Origin of the sequence: Collinsella sp. AM34-10, assembly GCF_003469185.1 — a bacterium.
In the GTDB taxonomy this organism is placed as follows: domain Bacteria; phylum Actinomycetota; class Coriobacteriia; order Coriobacteriales; family Coriobacteriaceae; genus Collinsella.
Genome location: NZ_QSIL01000006.1, coordinates 91,647 through 112,128 on the forward strand (window position 1 = coordinate 91,647; position 20,482 = coordinate 112,128).

At 57.8% G+C, this 20,482-nt stretch carries 16 protein-coding genes; 7 read left to right on the forward strand and 9 right to left on the reverse strand.

The window, feature by feature from the left end; genetic code table 11:
* Positions 1-86 precede the first annotated feature (86 nt).
* The gene (locus DW823_RS06945; RefSeq protein ID WP_118081353.1) at positions 87-956 is read right to left on the reverse strand and encodes a patatin family protein; all 870 of its coding nucleotides are present in this window, start codon (positions 954-956) and stop codon (positions 87-89) included.
* 337 nt (positions 957-1,293) lie between these two features.
* Here DW823_RS06945 and DW823_RS06950 point away from each other — a divergent pair, with 337 nt between their 5' ends.
* The 6 genes from DW823_RS06950 to DW823_RS06975 all read left to right on the forward strand — a co-directional run bounded on the left by DW823_RS06950 (position 1,294) and on the right by DW823_RS06975 (position 8,631).
* Complete coding sequence (locus DW823_RS06950) at positions 1,294-4,011, forward strand: EAL domain-containing protein (protein WP_118081355.1); 2,718 nt, start codon at positions 1,294-1,296, stop codon at positions 4,009-4,011.
* A 127-nt stretch (positions 4,012-4,138) separates the two neighbouring features.
* A complete protein-coding gene (locus DW823_RS06955; protein ID WP_118081357.1) occupies positions 4,139-5,668 on the forward strand; it encodes a diguanylate cyclase domain-containing protein in 1,530 nt (509 codons plus the stop codon).
* Between the two features lie 74 nt (positions 5,669-5,742).
* Positions 5,743-6,366, forward strand: coding sequence for a flavodoxin family protein (locus DW823_RS06960; protein WP_117820872.1), 624 nt, complete (start codon positions 5,743-5,745; stop codon positions 6,364-6,366).
* An 11-nt stretch (positions 6,367-6,377) separates the two neighbouring features.
* Positions 6,378-6,719, forward strand: coding sequence for an arsenate reductase family protein (locus DW823_RS06965; protein WP_117769844.1), 342 nt, complete (start codon positions 6,378-6,380; stop codon positions 6,717-6,719).
* 86 nt (positions 6,720-6,805) lie between these two features.
* Entirely contained in the window at positions 6,806-7,936 is a 1,131-nt protein-coding gene (locus DW823_RS06970; protein ID WP_118081359.1) for a GTP-binding protein, read from the forward strand.
* A gap of 95 nt (positions 7,937-8,031) precedes the next feature.
* Positions 8,032-8,631 carry a tRNA (cytidine(34)-2'-O)-methyltransferase gene (locus tag DW823_RS06975; protein WP_117820871.1) on the forward strand — a complete coding sequence of 200 codons (600 nt, stop codon included), beginning with the start codon at positions 8,032-8,034 and terminating at the stop codon, positions 8,629-8,631.
* Between the two features lie 103 nt (positions 8,632-8,734).
* Here the strand turns inward: DW823_RS06975 and DW823_RS06980 are convergent, their stop codons facing one another.
* The 4 genes from DW823_RS06980 to DW823_RS06995 form a co-directional block, all read right to left on the reverse strand.
* Positions 8,735-10,123 (reverse strand): EcsC family protein, encoded by a 1,389-nt coding sequence (locus DW823_RS06980; RefSeq protein WP_117848237.1) that lies wholly within the window; start codon positions 10,121-10,123, stop codon positions 8,735-8,737.
* Positions 10,124-10,134: 11 nt separating this feature from the next.
* Positions 10,135-10,851 (reverse strand): DUF4230 domain-containing protein, encoded by a 717-nt coding sequence (locus DW823_RS06985; RefSeq protein ID WP_117848235.1) that lies wholly within the window; start codon positions 10,849-10,851, stop codon positions 10,135-10,137.
* A gap of 72 nt (positions 10,852-10,923) precedes the next feature.
* Positions 10,924-11,736, reverse strand: coding sequence for an FxLYD domain-containing protein (locus tag DW823_RS06990; protein ID WP_117848233.1), 813 nt, complete (start codon positions 11,734-11,736; stop codon positions 10,924-10,926).
* A 195-nt stretch (positions 11,737-11,931) separates the two neighbouring features.
* A complete protein-coding gene (locus DW823_RS06995) occupies positions 11,932-12,534 on the reverse strand; it encodes a recombinase family protein (protein ID WP_117848231.1) in 603 nt (200 codons plus the stop codon).
* A gap of 237 nt (positions 12,535-12,771) precedes the next feature.
* On the opposite strand from DW823_RS06995, the gene DW823_RS07000 reads away from it, so the two are divergent.
* Complete coding sequence (locus DW823_RS07000; RefSeq protein WP_117848229.1) at positions 12,772-13,872, forward strand: AAA family ATPase; 1,101 nt, start codon at positions 12,772-12,774, stop codon at positions 13,870-13,872.
* Between the two features lie 40 nt (positions 13,873-13,912).
* Here DW823_RS07000 and DW823_RS07005 read toward each other — a convergent pair whose 3' ends face one another.
* From DW823_RS07005 to DW823_RS07020, 4 genes are all read right to left on the reverse strand, one after another.
* Positions 13,913-16,405: an excinuclease ABC subunit UvrA gene (locus DW823_RS07005; protein WP_117848227.1), complete on the reverse strand. Its 2,493-nt coding sequence runs from the start codon at positions 16,403-16,405 to the stop codon at positions 13,913-13,915.
* Between the two features lie 52 nt (positions 16,406-16,457).
* Complete coding sequence (locus tag DW823_RS07010; protein ID WP_117848225.1) at positions 16,458-17,012, reverse strand: GNAT family N-acetyltransferase; 555 nt, start codon at positions 17,010-17,012, stop codon at positions 16,458-16,460.
* Positions 17,013-17,063: 51 nt separating this feature from the next.
* Positions 17,064-18,182, reverse strand: coding sequence for an AAA family ATPase (locus DW823_RS07015; protein ID WP_117877078.1), 1,119 nt, complete (start codon positions 18,180-18,182; stop codon positions 17,064-17,066).
* A gap of 94 nt (positions 18,183-18,276) precedes the next feature.
* A complete protein-coding gene (locus tag DW823_RS07020; protein ID WP_118081361.1) occupies positions 18,277-20,280 on the reverse strand; it encodes a translation factor GTPase family protein in 2,004 nt (667 codons plus the stop codon).
* Between the last annotated feature and the right edge of the window lie 202 nt (positions 20,281-20,482).

Below are 20,482 nucleotides of genomic sequence, written 5' to 3' on the forward strand. Positions count from 1 at the left end.
CCTCACATCTTTAGCAATGGAAAGCGCATCCCAGTTTGGACCTCCATTCCGGGATGCGCTTTCCGCCGAGTCCGCGGCAGTTTGCTCTACCCCGCTAGGTAGGCCTCCAACGCCGGCAAAGTCGCCTCCGCATCTCGACGACCGATCTGATAGATGCGCTCGAGCTCATCGGGCTCGCGGCACAGCGACGGCACTTTCACCGATTCGCTCGGACGCACCACAAAGATTTCGCCGGCAGCCTCGCGACGTGCCAGGTCATCGAGCGTGGCATTGTAAACCTCATGCCGATGCTCAAGCGCTGAGACAAACTCCGGATAGTGACGGAACACGCGACGCAGCATGGGCATCACGCTGTTGGGCTGCTTCACAAAGCCCGCCGGCTGCGTGAGTACCACGATATTGCGGTCATACCCCTGCGCAAACAGCCATGCACTGGGAATAGAATCAGCCACGCCACCATCCAGATACTTATGCCCGTCAATAGCAACGGGACGCGTCGCCACGGGAATCGCCGACGATGCCCGGATCCACTCGATATCCCGCTCGTCGCCATAAGGCAGGTCATGGTAGACGGCCTTGCCCGTCTCGATATCGGTGCACACGCACGTAAACCGCATGGGACAGGCGCGATACGCCTCCAAGTCAATGGGATCGCGCTCGATAGGCACCTCGTGATAGGCAAAATCGGCATTGAACATATCGCCGGTCCGCAGCCAGCTTGCTACACCCGCATAGCGCTTATCGGCACAATAGGCCTTGTTATAGCGAATGGCACGGCCGATCTGGCGCGATTTAAAATTGTAGCCAAACGCCGCGCCCGCCGAGACGCCCACCATATGGTCGCAGGTCAAACCGTGCTCCATCCAAACGTCGAGCACGCCCGCCGTATACATACCGCGGTAGCCGCCTCCCTCGAGCGCGAGCCCCACCGTGCGCGTCATAGTTGGCTGTGCCATGCGACCATCTCCGTCCCCGCAAATTTAAACGGAACAAGTATACCCATCAACATATACCGCCCCAGTCGCATTTTTATCGAACATCGCATCATCGCGCTGCCGTTTGTCGAATAATAGCCACCCACAGCATGTGCACCCCTATATAATTTTGTACTGTTGTTTATTACTGTTGTTTATACTACTCAGCAGTTATCAACAGCGAACATTAGCCGGCAAAGTAACCCAACAACGCAGCAAGGCGGGGGCCTGGATACACGCAAAACGCTGAGCAACGACGCGTGTACACGACGAGCTCGCCCGACGCAATCCGCCCCGACTTCAGAAAGCCGCTTAGAACATGGATACTGTCAGCAATTACACCGAAACGCTCGAAAAGACCGTCCGTGACCTTCTCGAGCGTCAGGAGGATCTGATCAGGACCGCCTTTACCGACCAGCTTACCGGGCTTGGCAACCGTGGCGGCTTTGCCCGTTCCCTCGAGGAGCTCTGGGAGCAGGACACCCCCGTTACCATGGCGTTCATCGATATCGACAATCTCAAGCACTGCAACGACGTCTTTGGGCATGACGAGGGCAACCGCTATATCTTGCAGGTAAGCCTCTATCTCAAACTGTATATGAAAGTGGACGAGGCGGCGTTTCGCATAGGCGGCGACGAGTTTGCCATCCTATCTACGATTGCGACCGAGGACGACCTCGCCGAACGTCTGGAACACTGCCGAACGATCCTGCTCAAAAACAACGATTCCGAGATGCCCCACTCGTTTAGCTACGGAGTGGCACACGCCGACCCCGCCCTGGGCGAAGCCTCCAATCGCATGACACTCGATGCCGACCATCGCATGTACGACTACAAGCTACGTCATGCCATGCACCTCGATCGGCGCAATATTACGCAAGTCCACGCCGACGACTTCGAAATAAGCGATCGTATTTTCGACGCTTTTTCGATGCTCAACGAGGGCCGTTATTTCTTTATCGAGAACTTGGACAAGGACCGCACCCTTTGGTCGCAAGGTGCCTTGCGCGATCTCGGTCTTCCTTCGGAGCACATAGACAGCTGCCGCGATTTCTGGAAGACGCGCGTCCATCCCGATGACCTCGAGGCCTACGCCAACGACATCAACCAGATCTTTAACGGCTCCAAACACCGCCGCGTCATGCAGTACCGCATGCGCAATGCCGCGGGTGACTACGTTCTCTGCCGTGCTCGCGGGTTTCGCATCGACGGCGACGGAAATGTCCCCTCGCTCTATGTCGGCGAACTCGTCAACCACTCGCTTGCCGAAACCGTCGACGCCGCCACAGGCCTCGGAACGCAGCGCATGCTGGTCAACGCTATCGATGCCTGCCGTCGCGACCGCTGCGAGACGGGGCTTATAGCGGTGCGCATTCGTGGCACGGCGAATCTCAACGAGCTCTACGGGGCCGAGGCTGTCGACAACATGCTTGCCGAATACGCAGGCCGCATGCTGTCGATCACCCGCGGCAGAAGCCGGGTCTTCCGTTCACGAAGCGTCCAGTTCGTCGTGCTCAGCAACGATTTGGACCATGAGGCATTCGAGCAACTGACCCGCCACCTTAAAGAGGCTGTTTTCGCTCCCGTTCAAATCGCGGGCGACACCATTACTCCCGTCTGCCTTGTCGTCCCGGCCTTTTACGAGCAGTTAACCCATCAAGCGACCGCCGTTTTAGGCGAACTCGACCGTCGCCTTCGCACGGCCGGCGGGCTTGTTCCCAACGACAGCCTCCCCATACCCGAGGCGGAGCGCAAAAGCGCCATCGCCGAACGTATCGACTCGCTCACGGGCCTCTATCGACCCAGCGAGTTTATGCGGCGCGCCAACGCATTTCTCGAGGCAAGGCGCGACGGCACCTGGTGCATCGCCACGGTCGACATGGGCCACATGCGCCTGTTTAATGAATGGCACGGCCAGGCCGAGGGCGACCGCGTACTCGCCGATGTGGGCACGGTCCTCAAGGACATCGAGAATGCCGATATGGGCGTCGCAGGGTACTGGGGCCAAGATGACTTTTGCGCACTCATCCCCTTTAAGCACATCACCGTCCATCAAATCTACAACCGCGTTCGCGAGGCAGTAGCCAGGCATGATGACGGCGTAGGTTTTTGGCCGTCCATGGGCATTTACCCCATCGACTCCAATGAGGAGATCACCATCGATGCGCAGGCAAAGGCCATGTTTACCAATCGACGCGCCAAAAACGACTTCAAGGAGCGCATTGCCATTTTCCGCCCCGAAGAATATGAACACGAGATTGCGTTCCACCGCACGCTGACCGAGTTCCAGTACGCGCTCTCAAACGGCCGCATCACGTACTACCTGCAGCCCCAGGTCGATATGGAAACCGGCGAGATCATTGGCGCCGAGGCACTCACCCGCTGGATTGACAAGGACGGCTCTCTCATTTCACCCGCAACGTTTATCCCCGCACTCGAGGAAAGCGGCTTTGTGGTGACGCTCGACAAGTACATTTGGCAGGGTGTCGCCTCGTGGCTGCGCGTGCGTCTCGATCGCGGCCTTCGTGTGGTTCCGGTCTCGCTTAATGTGTCGCGCGTGGATATCCTTGCCTGCGACGTTGCCGAGCATATGGGGGCGCTTGCCGCCCAATACAACCTACCGCCCGAGCTCATGCGTATCGAGATCACCGAGACGGCTTATACGGGAGAGTCCGAAGCCGTGGACAAACTGACAGCCGACTTGCACACCCGCGGCTTCTCGACCTATATGGACGATTTTGGCACCGGTCAGTCCACGCTCGCGATGCTCAAGAACGTCAACGTCGACGTCATCAAGCTCGACCGCACCTTTGTGCCCACCGACCGCGATCAAGGCCGCAGCGCGCAGATCGTGTCATCGATGCTCGAGATGGCGCAGTCGCTCCATCTGCCCATTGTAATCGAAGGCGTCGAGACAGATGAGCAGGCGAACATGCTACGCCACATGGGTGCCCGCTACGCTCAGGGCTTCCTCTACTACCGCCCCATGCCGGCGAAGGATTTTGAGGCATTGCTCGATGGTGGCAATAACAACTGATACGCTCGCGCGCAAAACGCCACCGTCGAAGGGGGCATTTGTCTCCATTAGCTAACTTATTACCCCAATTCAAACCGAATTGGGGATATGATACAAACCGTTGTTCCGCCCAAGGAGGTTATCCATCATGAACGAGTCATATCGCCTGGGTGAGCAATCGATTATTGCCTATCTTCAGCGACTTGCGAATGGCATCTCGACCGCCGAACTCGATGTTGCCGCGCTGCCTGCTGAGCTGCGCGCCGTTGGCGAGCAACTGCAAAAGACGCATGCCATTCTGCAACAAGAGCGCCGGCTGCTTGAGAGCAACGCCTATATCGACCCGCTCACCAACTTGGGCAACCGCGGCGGACTCGACCGTCACGTCGAGCAACTCTGGCACAAAGGTGACCCCTTCACCTGCGCCTATATTGACATCGACCATCTCAAACATTGCAATGATAGGTTTGGCCACGCCGAAGGCAATCGCTATATTCTGAGCATCTGCAGCACGCTCTCCGAAACCATGGAGCACGATGAGATGCTGTTCCGCATCGGTGGAGACGAGTTTGTGCTCATCTCGCTCTCCGCAAACGAGACCGAACTCGAGCAGCGCTTGGAGCGGGTACGTGCCGGGCTGATCGAGGCGAGCTCAAGTGGCAAGGCGCCCATGATCGCCAGCTTTAGCTTTGGCTGCTCGCGCGTCGATCCACTTGCCGGCGACACGCGTCGCCAGATGACGATGGATGCCGATCGCAAGATGTATCGCTATAAGCTTATGCATCGTGTGCAGCAACCGAAAGACAATGACGCGCCGCAACGCCCAATCGTCGATCAGCTTCCCTGCAACGACCGGGTGTTCCAAGCGATCTCCATGAGCTCCGAGACGCGCTATCCGTTCATCCTTAACCTCGATACGGGAGAATCGCAATGGTCGGTTAACGCCGTGCGCGATTTTGACCTGCCCTCCCAGCACCCTTTTAACTCACTCGACATGTGGCTCGCCCGCGTTCATCCCGAGGACCGCGACAACGTACGCGCCGAGCTCGACATGGTGATAAACGGCACGTGGCACTTCCACTACATGCAGTATCGCGTAATGGATGCCACCGGAAAATACGTGCTTTGCGACTGCACAGGTTACCGCTTGGACGGCACCGATACCGAGCCCAGCATGTATGTGGGCACTATCATCAACCGAAGCTTGGCAGATACGACCGACTCGGTAACGGGCCTGGGCGATGTCCACGCGCTGGTCAACGCTATTGGAGAGATGCGCCGCGTGGCGCGCGAGGCAGGCTTTATTGCCATTAAGGTCGACGATATCGCCGAAGTCAATGCCCGCTTTGGATTCGATGCAGGCGACCGCGTGCTCGCCGAAAGTGCCGCCTGCCTCATGGATTGTTCGCGCGGCAAGGGTCGCCTGTTCCGCTCGACGGGACCAATGTTCGTGGCGCTTTTCGATGAGCTCGGCCCCGAGGCAATCGACGAGCTCGCAAACGAAATCGAACGATTCCTGGGTTCTCCCGTGCTCATCGGCTCGCTTGAATATCAGCCGCCCATTCGCGTGGCCACGCTCCATCTGAACAGCGTTGACCGACAGCCCGTTTCCATTTTGAACGAGCTCAAAGCGTTGCTCGGTAAAGCCGTGCAGGTTCCAGGTACCAAACTGGATTAGCACCGCGCCCGCACCGCCTCCCCCATCGTGCGATAATCCTCTGCAGAAGTCACCAACAGCAGAGGGAGTTTGTGATGAAGGTTCTTTTGGTCAATGGCAGTCCCAAGGCAAACGGCAACACCGCCCGCGCACTCGCCGAAGTCGCCGAGCAACTCAACGCCGAGGGTATCGATACCGAGGTGTTCCAGCTGGGCGCCAAGCCCATTCGCGACTGCATTGGCTGTGGCCAGTGCGGCAAGCTCGATTGCCGCTGCACCTTTGACGACGACGTGGTGAACGAGCTGATCGCTGCCGCCGAGCAGGCAGATGGCTTTGTCTTTGGCTCCCCCGTCTACTATGCGCATCCCAGCGGACGCATCCTCTCGGCTCTCGACCGCGCATTCTATGCTGGCAGCAAGGCCTTTGCGCACAAGCCGGGTGCCGCGGTCGCCGTCGCCCGCCGTGGCGGCACGTCGACCACCTTCGATGTACTCAACAAGTACTTCACTATCAACCAGATGCCCGTGGTGGCCTCCACGTACTGGAACAACGTCTTTGGTGCCATGCCGGGCGAGGCCACCCAGGACGCCGAGGGCCTGGCCACCATGCGAAACATCGGCAAAAACATGGCCTGGCTCCTGCGCTGTATCGAGGCAGGACAGGCCGCCGGTATCAACGCACCCGAGGCAGATCGAGCAACGACCAACTTCATTCGATAGAGCGGCGGAGCATGAATATCCAGATTTTTGGAACCAAAAAGTCTTTCGATACCAAGAAGGCCCAGCGCTATTTTAAGGAGCGCCGCATTAAGGTGCAGTTTATTGACCTTAGGGAAAAGGAGATGAGCAAGGGCGAGCTCACGAGCGTGATGCAGGCGGTCGGCGGCATCGACAAGCTGCTCAACCCCAAGGCCAAGGACGAGGAGACGCTCGCGCTCATCCAGCACCTTACCCCTAGCCAGCGCTTCGACAAACTGCTCGAAAACCAGCAGGTTCTAGCCGAACCCATCGTGCGCAACGGCAAAAAGGCCACCGTCGGTTATTGCCCCGATGTATGGGGAGCCTGGGAGTAGCCTGTGTTATTTGCCGGCGCGTGGGTATAAGAGCAGGCGTTTGGCATAAGATTCAACTGTAAGCCATGTCTAACAAAGGAGGGCACATGCCCAACAAACCCGTGAAGATCATCATGCTTACCGGATACCTCGGTGCCGGCAAGACCACGCTGCTCAACCACATCCTCGCTAACGACGGCGGCATCCGCGCCGCCGTGATCGTCAACGATATCGGCGAGATCAATGTCGACGCCAGTCTTATCGCCGACGGCGGCCTTTCCGAGACCGACGACCTCATCCCGCTCACCAACGGCTGCATCTGCTGCACGCTTTCGGACGACCTGGCCAACCAGCTGCAGGGCATTGCCGATTCGGGCAAGTTCGACTACATCATCATCGAGGCATCGGGTATTTGCGAGCCTATCCCCATCGCCTACACCATCTCGAGCTTCTGCAACGAGGCCAAGGTGGGCGGCGAGCCCAAGCTCGCGCTCGACAACATCGTGGCCGTGGTCGACTGCGCCCGCATGTACGACGAGTTCAACGGCGGTCGCGACCTGCTGGCTGAGGATATCGACGAGGACGACATCGAAAGCCTGCTCATCCAGCAAATCGAGTTCTGCTCCACGCTGATCCTTAACAAGACCGATACCGTGACGCCCGAGCAGATCGCCGAGCTCAAGGCCATCGTGCGCAGCCTGCAGAAGGACGCCGTGATCGTCGAGGCCCAAAACGGCGAGGTCCCCATGGAGGAGCTGCTCGATACCGACCGCTTCGACTTTATGCGCGCCTACAACTCCGCCGCCTGGATCGAGGCCATGGAGCATCCCGAGGAGCACGACGACCCCGAAGTGCTCGAGTACGACATCGAGACCTTTGTGTACTCGCGCCGCAAGCCGTTTGACCTGCAGAAGTTCACTGATTTTGTTGAGCAGGAGTGGCCCGACGAGGTCATCCGCGTCAAGGGTCCGCTGTGGCAGACCGGTGATCCGGACATGTGCTACATGTTTGAGCAGGCCGGCCACCAGATGCGCCTGATGGAGAACGGCCTGTTCGTTGACTCCGCGCCCGAGGGCGAGAAGCAGAAGATCATCGACGAGAACCCCGAGATCATGCAAATTTGGGACGACGAGACGGGCGACCGCATGACGAGCCTGTGCATCATCGGCCGTCACATGGACAAGGACGCGCTCATCGCCTCCCTCGATGCCTGCCTGACCGACTGGCACCGCGCCTAGGTTTATCCAAGCGGGCATTTTTCCGCCTATGTAACTGCCAAACCACCACGAAGGTGCCCTTCGTGGTGGTTTTTCGTTCTGAGCCAAGGAGATTCATGTTCAACATTGTGCTGTATGCGCCCGAGATTCCGGCCAATACGGGCAATATCGGCCGCACCTGCGTGGTTACCGGCACCCGCCTGCATCTGGTGGAGCCGCTGGGGTTTTCGCTCGACGACAAGACGGTACGTCGCGCCGGCCTGGGCTACTGGCAAAACTTGGACGTGACGACCTATGCCGGCTGGGAGGACTTCCTTGCGCGCAATGACCTCTCCCCTGCCGACGAACGCCTGCATCTGCTGACCAAAAAGGCACGCCGCACCTATGCGCAGAGTACCTACCGCGATGGCGACTACTTGGTCTTTGGCAGCGAGAGCTCGGGCATTCCTGAGGAGCTACTCGCTGCAGCGCCCACGTGCTGCGAGCGCATCCCGATGCTGCGCGATTGCGATTCGCTTGACAACGCCGAGGCCTGGGAAACCCACGAGGAATCGCTGGGGCATACCGAGGACAGCCACGAGGCCATCCTTCAACAGGACATCTGCGGCAACTTCGTCAATCCGAACGACTATCGTATCAGCGCACTCAACCTCTCCAACAGCGCCGCCATCGTCCTCTACGAGGCGCTGCGCCAAACAGGCTTTCCGGGAATGTGACAAAGGGGCTGTCCCTTTGTCACGCAATTAGGTCCGCACCCCTACCTATACCGATTTGCACCAAACGCCGCCAAAGTTCTCCATCATCGAAGAACACGGTCGGTTATCTTTCCGCATCGCAAGCCTCAACCTCACCGTTCACAGAGGCCGTCTCCATACCGACAAGTATTGCAATACGCTCCTGTTTTTCAATGATGAACCGCTTATGGTAGAAGATGTTGGCATATTGCAAAACACGATTCATCTGCGAGACATCAAACAAGGCGCCGACAACGCCGCCAAACACGGGAATGGCCTTGCCGAGGGATTTTTGAGTGATATTCCTGCCAATTTGTTCGAGTACGTTTTTGAAAACACTATTCTCGAGCGACTTCTTGCCGGCATTCTCGAGTGCCTTACGTGCAGCGGCATTAGCAAGGGCGCGAATCTGCGTGACAAGCATAGCCGCGCCGCCCCGTGCCGCCATTGCCGTCCAGCCTTTCTTGACCGTCTGCTTCACACCCTCCATCTCGGCTACAAGCATCACTTTACCGATTGTGACAGCCATGCCATCAGCAGGGCCTGCCGAAGGAGCCATCGCGTTTGAAAACACATCGCCCGCAATGACCATTTCAGCCGGATCCTCTTTAACGTTAAATCCGTACATCATGGCAACCGACTGCACCGCGCGATAATAGAGAAACATGCTGAATACGATATTGAAGGGCAAACCGGCAAACCCAGGAGCACCCGTCACCGCACCCTCGGTCGCCGCAAGCAGCAAGTGTCTACCGTTCTCGCCTGCCGCAATCCTCGCGACGTCAAAACTGCGAAGCATGAATAACTCGTCAATCGAACGGATAGTAACGCCTTCAAGCGTAGTATTTGCGGCCTCAACAATCTGCGCCTCAGTAACGCTGTACTTGGCAGCTTGCTCCTCGATAGCTTTGAAACCATCGACGACCTGCTTCATAACCTGTGCATATAGCTCTTGTTGCTGAATCTCACTTGTAAGCTCATCGACCGCATCTCCAACGGCAGTGCGAAGATTCTCCGGTATCTTTAGCCCAGCCATATCGGTCAACTGCTTGAGCTTTGAAGGCGCTACCATCTTTTCGTATTGCTCGGTCAATACCTCAAGCTCGGCAAGCTCTTGATTGGTCAGCAACGGATCGGGCAACACCCAATCACCGTTATCGTCAACGAGCGTCGATGGCAGGCCGAGTTGCTCTTGTCGCTTTGCGCTGTAGCGTTCATTCGCCGCGGCTGCAGTTGCAGAAGCAATCCCATTTGCAAAGTCAGTAATACCTTTAAGCGCATTATCCGCCAACGGACTAGCGGCGTCCGCCAATTCACTCGATTTCTTTTGGGTCTCCTTGACCACACCCATAATGGCGTTTTGCGCGCCATTTAATGCTCCAAACATTATGTTCTCCAGCGAAGAAGAACCGACACCGGGCTTCCGCTGCTTTTCGGGCTCCGCCTCACCAAACTGTTGTCGTTTATCGGACACACCATTCACCCTTACTTAAACGTAACGTTAATATCGACATCGTCGCCGCATAGGGCTTTGACCTGTTTTTCGATCAATCCGCTGGCTCTATCATCAGATTCTTTGAGCATATCGCTCTCTTCGACCTTCTTGGTCTGCTCTTTCTTCGCCTGTTTCAACAAACCGTTCAGATCGTCCGTACTTACTTGATTCCAGTTCAGAAAACCATTGTCCTCAACATATTTCTTCAGTGTATTGGGGTCTGTTGAGAAAGAGGTAATTTCCGAGTGAGGCAATGTAACCTTTACGCTCTTGACCTCTGAGTTCTCGTCGTTCATATCAACCCGCTTGATTTCAATCTTCATTTTATCGGCATCGATCCCGATATCAGCCTTGCCGTCAATCGTTGCGACATATCGCTTAGACGTAAAGGGGTTTTCCCACCCAAGCGGATTCCCCGCTTCATCGATTGAGAGCAGCTGCGTAAAGTTATATTCGTACGTCACAAGCTTTACGACCGGCGCGATCTCCTCGCGAATCGAATCATCGGTGACCGTTGTAGGATTACGCGTCAAATACAACCAGATACACCCGGCAGTCGCCACGGCCGTAACAGCCAGCAAACCGCCAAAGATTAGCTTTTGCGTTATTGTTGTAAACAAGTTTGTTTTTGTCATCCTGCTTCGCCTTTCTTTTATGGGCCCGACTTCTCCATCATCTTCCATCGTGTACATGGCGGCACGAATCATTCTGTCAACGGCTTAATGCAAAACGCGACCGTTCGGAGAAAACGGTCGCGCATTCTTTCCAATTCCCGCGAATTACTCCTTGACGCTGTAACTCGATACTGTCGGTACAACCCTCGAAGCGTCAACCTCACTCATTACCTCAAACTTCACTTTCTCGCCAGGCGCCCAGGCGGATGTATCTGCGTAGCATTCTTCCGCCCTTACACCATCGGCATCGTAAAGAGCGACATTTAGAAAAACGTTTTCGAACGATATGTCAGAGGTGTTTTCGACGATTGCGGTGTACGTATAGAGACCGTAGCCGTCGTCACTTTTCTCAAAGGTCGCCGATGAGAGCAGTCCGTTGATAGCCTCATCATTATGCGTCTTCTCCTCCACGGTCCTACCGTTCTTGATCAGCTCGTCAAACGCATCTCGATACTCATCATCGACCGTTAAGTCATACCGATCAACCAGTTTCTTAAGCTGTGCAGATCGTGCGTCATAGGCCTTTTCCCATTCGTCGTAATACTTGGGATCCGATTCCGCATACTTCTTGACAACATCAAGCTGATTATCAAGCAGATTGAGATAGGCAATGACGTCTTCTTGCATCTTAGTGTCTTTAAATGACGCCTTTTTGAGTTCTTTGTCGTTATCGATCTCGGTTTTAATTGCCTCTTTTCGCACTTTATTCGAGCCCAGATCAGCATCCTCTCCCAGTGAATCAAGGTAATCAGACCGCTTTTGATAGCCTTGAGCAATCACGGCCATTGCACGGTCATCGGCATAATCAGGCCCATCGTTTTTCTTCTCAACCTGTGAACAGCCGCTCAGCAGAAGTGCCCCACAAAGCACCGTCGCAAATAGCGAGATCGCCGCAGCCATCCCATAATGCCTTTTCATCTTGTCCTCCTTTAAATACAAAACACGATATCTAGCCCCCTCGTCAAAAAGCAGACGAATTGGCAACGCGGTGGCACTATTTGGTTCCAGGGCGTGAACTGGATAAACATCGAGGGAAGGAGTGGACTCCGTGCAATAAACTCCCCTCGTCAAAATGTCTAGTTAAAGAGGACGGACAGACGGCGAACGGTCATATCAGTTCGTATCCGCCCGTCTCCAACGATCGAACGTCGATGCGCTGACGTTCAGGAGCATTGCGGCCTCTCGCCTCGTAACTTCACCTCCTTCGAATGATTTGATGACATCGCGGTAGCTATCCGGACGTTCGAGCGTCGGTCTCCCAAATCTCACACCCCGCAGACGCGCCGACGCGATACCCTCCGCCTGGCGCTGCTTTATGTTTTCGCGCTCCACCTGAGCCACGTAGCTCAAAACCTGAAGCACTAGATCGGCAATAAAAGTCCCCGTAATTCCATTGGGTTGTTCGCGTGTATCAAGCAATGGCATATCGAGCACCACGATGGCAACGCGTTTGTCCGTCGTTAGGCGACGCCATTCATCGAGAACTTCACGGTAGTCGCGACCCAATCGATCGATACTCTTAATCACCAAAACGTCCCCTTCGCGCAGACGACGAAGAAGACGCCGGTACTGAGGACGCCTGAAGTCCTTTCCACTCGCTTTGTCAGCATAGATCAAATTCGTTTGGACCGGAAACCGCTCCAGCGCATCCAGTTGGCGATCCAGGTTCTGATCTGCTGACGAAACTCGAGCATACCCATAGATTCTGTTTTTCATGATTGCCCCTATCAGCCGCACGATGGCAGCTTCAGCTCATCTGAGAGCCCACTCACAATAGGGCGTGCAAATTTCGCGAATGGGTTGAACCCATTTTCGGGCTCCAACGTAAGCTATTCAAGCACCGCTTCGATAACGCACGACGCCAACCTTATGCTTTGAAATGAAATTAATCGTTTTTAATTGAGATTAACTAGAATAAAATGAAATTAACCCGAGACGCTAAAGGAGGGCATTGTGGAATACCTCGAAAACCCGTTTACCCCTAGCTTTGGCGAGGTTCCTGCCCATCTCGCTGGCAGACAACAGATTATTCGGGATTTGGACCGTGCCTTCTTGAGCCAGCGCAGGCGCCCAGAATTGACCTCGATCTTCTCAGGCGCGCGTGGAACCGGTAAAACCGCTCTCATGTCGTCGCTCGCGACAAGGGCGGAATCCCACGGCTGGATAGCCGTAAAGACGACCGCGCTCTCGGGAATGCTTGAGGAAATCGAGCTCGGGACGAAACGTGCCGCAGCCCATCTCATCGACTCGTCCACCCACTTCGAAGTCACCGGCCTCGGAATTGCACCGCTCGGCAGCATCGAGGTCAATCGCGTTCACGATGCCTCAACCTGGCGTTATCGCATGAGCGACATCATCGACCAGCTCAACGAGGCGGGCACCGGTCTGCTCGTCACGGTTGACGAGGTGGACCCGACACTCGACGAGATGATTCAGCTTGCAGCGACGTATCAGCACTTTGTGACCGATGGGAAACGCGTCGCCCTGCTCATGGCGGGACTTCCCAACAACGTCTCGACGTTGCTGAACCACAAGACGGTCTCGTTCCTTCGCCGCGCCCAACAATATCATCTGGGTCGCATTGCCGACTATGACGTACGCGAGGCCTTGATTCGCACAATCCAGGAAAACGATCGCCTGGCAGATGCTGGGGGAATCGATAGAGCCGTTCACTCGATCTCTGGTTTTCCCTTCCTATTGCAACTCGTAGGCTACCGTGCCTGGGATCTCACAAGCGATTCGAAGGAAATCTCGTCACGCGACTTTGACCTGGGAATCAAAATCGCGCGCGACGAGATGGACGACCGAATCCTCGCGGCAACCTATCGGGAACTCACGGCGGAGGACAAACGATTCCTCATCGCCATGCTCGATGACGAGGAAGAGTCCACCACCGCCGACCTTGTCGAGCGCCTTAAGCGTTCGCCGCAGCAGGTCTCCCGCTACCGACGCCGCATGATAGATGCCGGCATCATTGGAGAACGCGGGCGCGGAATCGTCGCTTTTGAATTGCCATTCTTCCGCGACTATCTCGCCGCTCAATGCGTGAAATAGAAGTCAATGTGACAAAGGGGCAGTCCCTTTGTCACATCGCCTATAGATAACGACCGGTAATGCTCCTGGAGCAAGTAGCGATATCCGCCGGCGTACCGGCGCAGACGATTTGCCCGCCGGCGTCGCCACCGCCCGGTCCCATGTCGATCACGTAATCGGCGTTACGGATAAGGTCAAGATCGTGCTCGATCACGATAACCGTGGCGCCCTTGGCAACAAGGCCGTCGAACACACTCAGCAACACCTGGACATCGAGCGGATGTAGTCCGATCGTGGGCTCGTCGAACACAAACACGGCATCATCCTGCACACGGCCCATCTCGCTCGCAAGCTTAAGACGCTGCGCCTCGCCGCCCGAAAGCGCCGGCGTGGGCTCACCGAGCGTGAGATAACCCAAGCCCAGGTCGTGCAAGGTCTGCAAGCGCGCCTGAACCTTCTTGAGTCCCACCGTGGCGTCGAGGGCCTCGTCCACGCTCATGTCCATGAGCTGCGGCAACGTAAGCAGACTCCCGTCCTTGCCCTCGCGATGGATATGCGAAGCAGCGTCTGCATAACGTGAGCCGCGACATGCCGGGCAGACGATCTCGACGTCGGGCAGAAACTGCACGTCGAGCGATATCGATCCCGTGCCATCGCACGTAGGGCAGCGCAGAGTGCCAGTATTGTAGCTAAAGGCACCCGCCTTGTAGCCGGCTGCTTTGGCCTCGGGCGTACGGGCGAAAGCGCGGCGCAGCTCATCATGGATGTCGGCATAGGTCGCTACCGTCGAGCGCACGTTGGCGCCGATGGGCGTGGCATCAATCAGGTTGGCGCGTGCGATACCCTCGGCGTCGACCCAGCGCACATGGCTTGGCAGGCGCTCGCCAGCTGCCTGCGCCTTAAGCGCCGGGATGAGCGTCTCGAGCACCAACGTCGTCTTACCCGAACCCGAAACGCCCGTCACCGCAACGAGACGGCCGCGCGGGATATCGACTTCGAGCGGCTTGACGGTATGGATGGTATCGGTCGCCATGCGGATGTGGCCCTGGTCGAACATTTCCTCGTCAGTCACCTGCGGGCTCAAGCGCTTGGGGTCTGCGCGCAAAAACGGGGCGATGCGGCTGCCCTGCGATTGTTCGACCTCGTCCACCGTACCTGCAGCGATCACGTTACCGCCGCCTGCTCCGGCAACGGGGCCCATCTCGACCAGATAGTCGGCTTCCGCCAGCACGCGTGTGTCGTGGTCGACAACGACCACGGTGTTGCCGTCGCCTACCAGGTCGCGCATCACGCCTACCAGGCCGTCGACATTGGCAGGATGCAAGCCAATCGAGGGCTCGTCCAGCACATAGAGCACGCCCGTCGATCGGTTACGCACCACGCGAGCAAGCTGCACGCGCTGGCGCTCGCCCGTGGAAAGCGTGGCGCCGGCGCGGTCGAGCGAAAGGTAATCGAGGCCCAGGTCGACCAAGCGACGGGCCGCACTCAAAAACGAATCGCAGATATCCGTCGCCATGGGCTGCATCTCGGCCGGCAAGGATGCGGGCACCCCGTGCACCCACTCAACCGCATCACTAAGCGTCATGGCCGCGGCCTGCGCTAGATTGATACCGCGCACCTGAGGCTGGCGCGCAGTCTCGGAGAGACGCGTGCCGCCACAGTCACGGCATGGCCCCTCGCGCAAAAAGCGTGCAACGCGTTTGAGGCCCTTGTCGTCTTTGACCTTTGCGAGTGCGTTCTCGACGGTATAGACAGCGTTGTAATAGGTGAAGTCGAGCGGCGTGGCCCCCTCGCCGTTTTTGGGAACGTAGAGAATGTGCTTCTTAACCGCCGGGCCGTGAAACACGATATCGCGCTCTTGAGGCGTGAGCTGGTTAAACGGTACGTCGGTGCGTACGCCCATCTCGCCTGCCACCTGCTTCATCAGATCCCACATGAGCGTACCCCAGGGAAGCACCGCACCCTCGTTGATGGTCTTTGACTCATCGGGCACCAGGCTCGCCTCGTCCACCTCGCGCATGACACCGGTACCGCCGCAGGTAGGGCACGCACCGCCACTATTGAAAGCCAGATCCTCGGCACTCGGCGCGTAGAACTCGCGGCCGCATGTCGGACACGTGAGCGACAGACCTGCGGCCACGTTAAGGCTCGGCTCCACACGCGCCCCGCAATGCGGGCACACGTGATGGGCACAGCGGCTAAAGAGCAGGCGCAGGCTATTGTTGAGCTCGGTCATGGTGCCAAAGGTGGAACGCACGCCCGGCACGCTGGGGCGTTGATGCAATGCGAGCGCCGCCGGCACGTGCAGCACCTCGTCCACCTGGGCGTGCTCGGCTTGCGTCAGGCGACGTCGAGTATAGGTGCTGAGCGCCTCCAGGTAACGGCGCGAACCCTCGGCGTAAAGAACGCCCAGTGCCAGCGAGCTCTTACCCGAACCCGACACGCCGGCAATACCCACGAGCTTTCCCAGCGGGATATCGATATCGATGTCCTTGAGGTTGTGGACACGTGCACCACGCACCTCGATAGCACTTGGTTGTTGCGACACCGCCATCGCTCCCCTTCCAGTTGATCGAATATGACAAGAGGGCTGTCCCTTTGTCACATTACTCGTACCGTGCCTGCCTGCGCCAGTCTTCGCAGGTCAAATACGTAAAGCACTCGGTGCGTACATCGCCCATAAGCTCGCAGGGCACGTCGCGCTCAACGTGATGTGGCGCGAACCCACATTTTTGCTGGACGCGTAACGACTTGTTATTGCCCTCATAGTATCCACACCAAAGCGCCTTGCAGCCAAGCGTTTCGAACGCATAGCGCTGCATGGCTCGTACTGCTTCGGGAGCAAAGCCTCGGCCCCAAAATGGCTTGGCGATCCAATAGCCCACCTCGAACTCGAGTCCGCCTCTTTGGCTGTTCGACTCACAGCGAGGCGGCATGAGCCCGATGCTGCCCACGGGCTCGTCTGTCTCAGGCAGGCAAATGGCAAAGGTATGGGGCGCCGTAAAGACCGTCCGAATGATCTCTCTGCTTTCCTCAATGCTTCGATGGGGCGGCCAGCCCGCAGCCGGCCCCACATCCGGGTCGCTCGCATATGTAAACAGGCTCGCCGCATCCGTCTCGCGCCACGGACGAAGCGTCAAACGCTCAGTATGAATCACCATAATTTAGTCTCTCAAATATCGATGTGATAAAGGGGCCGTCCCTTTGTCGCATCACTCATGCCATAAAACTCGATCGCGAATGTACTCGCCCAGCATGGGCACGGTAAACCGGACGAGACCGTATCCGGCAGCCTCGATGACGCGTTCGCGAATCAGGCTTGCGCGATATTTGCTCGCCCAACTCTGAGTACGGTCGCAGCGCTCAATGATATCCGCCATACGCGTCGGTTTACCCTCGTCAGCAGCCATGGCCTCGATAAAGAGGCGTTGCGGACTGCGCAATCCATAATACAGGGGCGCGTCGACCGCTTCGTAGAACTCGGAGGCGGCATCCGCATGGCCATCCTCGACATCGCGCCTTTCGATGACCTGCGAGCCACGCCGGACAGCAGACCGCCACATGTAATAGCCCACCAGCTGAACCATATAGGGATGCCCCATGCTTTTGCGCGCCGCAAGGTCCGCCGTCTCCGCGTCAACGTAAAGACCAGCGTCTTTGACCGTCTGGATATACGAATCGCGCACCTTGGGCAAAGATATCGCCCCCAGCGTACGCTGCTGGGCACGCCGCAAAAACGTCACGCTCGGCTCTTCGAGCAGATCGTCAACCATACTGGGTAAGCCGGCAAAAACAAGCGCAAGGCCGCGCTGGTCGCTATCGGACAAGCCCGTGGCATCCTGGTCTCCGAGCACCTGTTGATAGAGAACGGCAAGAGCCGCCAGCTCCTCGATAGACGCAGATTGAGCCTCGTCAATCGCAAACAGTATGCCCTTGCCTGGACCGAGCTTCTTGAGGCGCTCGTTGACCAGCCCTCGCAACGTCTCGCCCTTTGCTCGCGCCGCCTCGACTGACATCCGCCCAAATGACGGACCGAACTCCATTGACGTTACAACGGGTTTATTCGAGCGAAGCGCGTCGGCCAAGCGGTCGCATAAGCCAAGCGAAGCGGAATCGGAGACAACCGCCCATCCGCGCTCACTGGCCAGACGTTGCAGCTCCCGCAGGAGAACTGTCTTGCCGCAGCCGCGGTTTCCCGTAATGAGCATGAGCCTACCCGGCGCTCCGGCGCCGTTATCGAGCCCTTCCTCGAAATCTTCGATGACCGACTCGCGACCGATGAGTATCGGAGGCCGCTTGCCTGCCGTTGGCTTAAAGGGATTTGGATTCATGTCGGCCTCCTCGGATTGGCAAACCCTGGTAATAGTTATACCAACTTATACCGAGTTATACCAATAGCATGGAACAAAAGGAACTGCCCCTTTGTCACATGTGGCCGAAAAACTCCGCGTCTGCTGCACGCCAGGGGCGGAAGGTGGCGGGATCGACCTTTACGTGTGCCGCGGCGGGTACGTCGTACCATTTGACCGTGTAACCGGCGCCGTGAGAGCAAAAGACCGAGTCGGGCGTGTTGGGCAGATCGGCCTCGGGCTCATAGGCGGCAGTCTCGATGACGCGCTCGGCATCATGGCAAGCCGCATAGCCGGCGAACTCCAGGTACAGATGCCCGCGACCGCTCGTGTAGGCGGCCACCTCCAGCGCGTAATCCTGCACCTCGGATGCTGGCACGCGACCCACAAGCTTTGTCCGGTCTCCCGCCATCGTCGGCGGCTCGTACTCGGCACCCATGCGTGTGGCATCCGAGAGCGCCCGGCCCACGCACTCCCCCGGTACCTCGAGCTCAAAGCGATACCACGGCTCCAGCAGTACCGCCGCGCCGGCCTCACGCGCCTGCATGAGTCCCTGGCGAATCGCACGGTACGTGGCCTGGCGAAAATCACCGCCCTCGGTGTGCTTGGCATGCGCGCGGCCGCCCGTGAGCGTAATGCGCACATCGGTGATGGGCGAGCCAGTCAGCACACCCAGGTGGTCGCGCTCCATGGCGTTGGTGAGTGCCAAACGCTGCCAGTTAAGATCGAGCTCGTCGGTCGAGGTCACGGTGCCAAACTGCACGCCCGAACCCGCTGGCAACGGCTCCAGGCGCAAATGCACCTCGGCATAGTGGCGCAGCGGCTCAAAGTGGCCCACGCCCTCGACCGGCTGCGAAATAGCCTCCTTATAGAGAATGCCGCCAGACTCAAACGCAACCGAAAGGCCAAAACGATCGGCCAACACCCGCTGCACGACCTCGAGTTGCACAGCGCCCATCAACTGCAAATGAATCTGCTCTAGATGCGTATTCCAGCTTACGCCGAGCATAGGATCTTCATCCGCCAACTCAGTCAATGCTTTGAACACCGTGTGGACGTCGTGTTCGCCCGGAAGCACCGTATAGGTGAGAACTGGCGCAATGACGGGCGCATCGCACGCGGGTTCCGCGCCCAAGGCGTCCCCTGGGCGAACGTGCGCAAGACCCGTCACGGCACAAATACCGCCAGCGGCAACTTCTTGGGCAAGCTCATACTTCTCGCCGTTATAGATGCGGACCTGATCGACCTTCTGCTCCCATGCCTCGGCGCCGGAACGTCCGTCAATCATCTGTTTGGCATGCAGCGTGCCGCCGGTCACTTTAACCCAAGCCAAGCGCTCGCCACGATCCCCGCGGCTGACGCGATAGACGCGCGCGGCAAACTCCGGGAGCCACGCCTGTTCGCGCATCAGCGCGCATATGCCATCCAGCAGCTCGTCCACGCCTTGGTCCTTGAGAGCCGAGCCGGCAAAGCAGGGAAATAGCTTGCGCTCGGCAACCATGCACGACAGCGTTGCAACAGAAAGCTCGCCCGCCTCAAGAAACTCCTCGAGCGCCGCCTCGTCCAACGCAGCAGCGTCCTCCTGAACGGCGCCGCCCGCCAGCAGTTCGCTGGCATCCAGGCAGCCCTCGGAAAGACGTTGCCCAAGTTGTGCCAGCAAAACCTCGCGGCCGGGATTCTCCAAATCGATTTTGTTGATATAGATGAACGTCGGAATGTCATAGCGCGCAAGCAGGCGCCACAGGGTTTCGGTGTGCCCTTGTACGCCGTCGTTGGCGCCCACAACCAAAATCGCGTAGTCGAGTGCGCGCAATGTGCGCTCCGCCTCGGCAGAAAAATCGACATGCCCCGGCGCATCAACGAGCATGACGTGGGTATCGCCATAGTCGAGCACGGCCTGCGACGAGAAGATCGTAATGCCGCGCTCGCGCTCGATCGTGTTAGTGTCCAGATGCGAATCGCCATCGTCCACGCGGCCGCGCTTGCGAATGCGACCCGCGTTGAACAACATGGCCTCGGCCAGCGTGGTCTTGCCGGCATCGACATGCGCCAAGATTCCAACGACCGCTTGCTTCGACATGGCTCTCCTCTTATTGCAAGCCCATCGCACGCGGCAACGGGCGCTCTCGTTCCACACTGGATGATACAATTTACGGGCCGGCGGGCGAAGCGGGCCCTATCCCCCGACCGAGCTCATCGCCCCGCGTTGCCGCGCGGCGATTTTCGTAGGTTCGCGCCTTGCGAAAGCCGGCTTTCAAAACAGTGCATCGAACGAAAATGGC

Excerpts from the sequence above, each read along its gene's own strand:
- DW823_RS07010 (WP_117848225.1), bottom strand. The coding sequence starts at position 17,012 with ATGGTGATTCATACTGAGCGTTTGACGCTTCGTCCGTGGCGCGAGACG.
- DW823_RS06995 (WP_117848231.1), bottom strand. The coding sequence starts at position 12,534 with ATGAAAAACAGAATCTATGGGTATGCTCGAGTTTCGTCAGCAGATCAG.
- DW823_RS06955 (WP_118081357.1), top strand. The coding sequence starts at position 4,139 with ATGAACGAGTCATATCGCCTGGGTGAGCAATCGATTATTGCCTATCTT.
- DW823_RS06975 (WP_117820871.1), top strand. The coding sequence starts at position 8,032 with ATGTTCAACATTGTGCTGTATGCGCCCGAGATTCCGGCCAATACGGGC.
- DW823_RS06945 (WP_118081353.1), bottom strand. The coding sequence starts at position 956 with ATGGCACAGCCAACTATGACGCGCACGGTGGGGCTCGCGCTCGAGGGA.
- DW823_RS06990 (WP_117848233.1), bottom strand. The coding sequence starts at position 11,736 with ATGAAAAGGCATTATGGGATGGCTGCGGCGATCTCGCTATTTGCGACG.
- DW823_RS06970 (WP_118081359.1), top strand. The coding sequence starts at position 6,806 with ATGCCCAACAAACCCGTGAAGATCATCATGCTTACCGGATACCTCGGT.
- DW823_RS06965 (WP_117769844.1), top strand. The coding sequence starts at position 6,378 with ATGAATATCCAGATTTTTGGAACCAAAAAGTCTTTCGATACCAAGAAG.
- DW823_RS07015 (WP_117877078.1), bottom strand. The coding sequence starts at position 18,182 with ATGAATCCAAATCCCTTTAAGCCAACGGCAGGCAAGCGGCCTCCGATA.
- DW823_RS07020 (WP_118081361.1), bottom strand. The coding sequence starts at position 20,280 with ATGTCGAAGCAAGCGGTCGTTGGAATCTTGGCGCATGTCGATGCCGGC.
- DW823_RS06985 (WP_117848235.1), bottom strand. The coding sequence starts at position 10,851 with ATGATTCGTGCCGCCATGTACACGATGGAAGATGATGGAGAAGTCGGG.
- DW823_RS07005 (WP_117848227.1), bottom strand. The coding sequence starts at position 16,405 with ATGGCGGTGTCGCAACAACCAAGTGCTATCGAGGTGCGTGGTGCACGT.
- DW823_RS06960 (WP_117820872.1), top strand. The coding sequence starts at position 5,743 with ATGAAGGTTCTTTTGGTCAATGGCAGTCCCAAGGCAAACGGCAACACC.
- DW823_RS06950 (WP_118081355.1), top strand. The coding sequence starts at position 1,294 with ATGGATACTGTCAGCAATTACACCGAAACGCTCGAAAAGACCGTCCGT.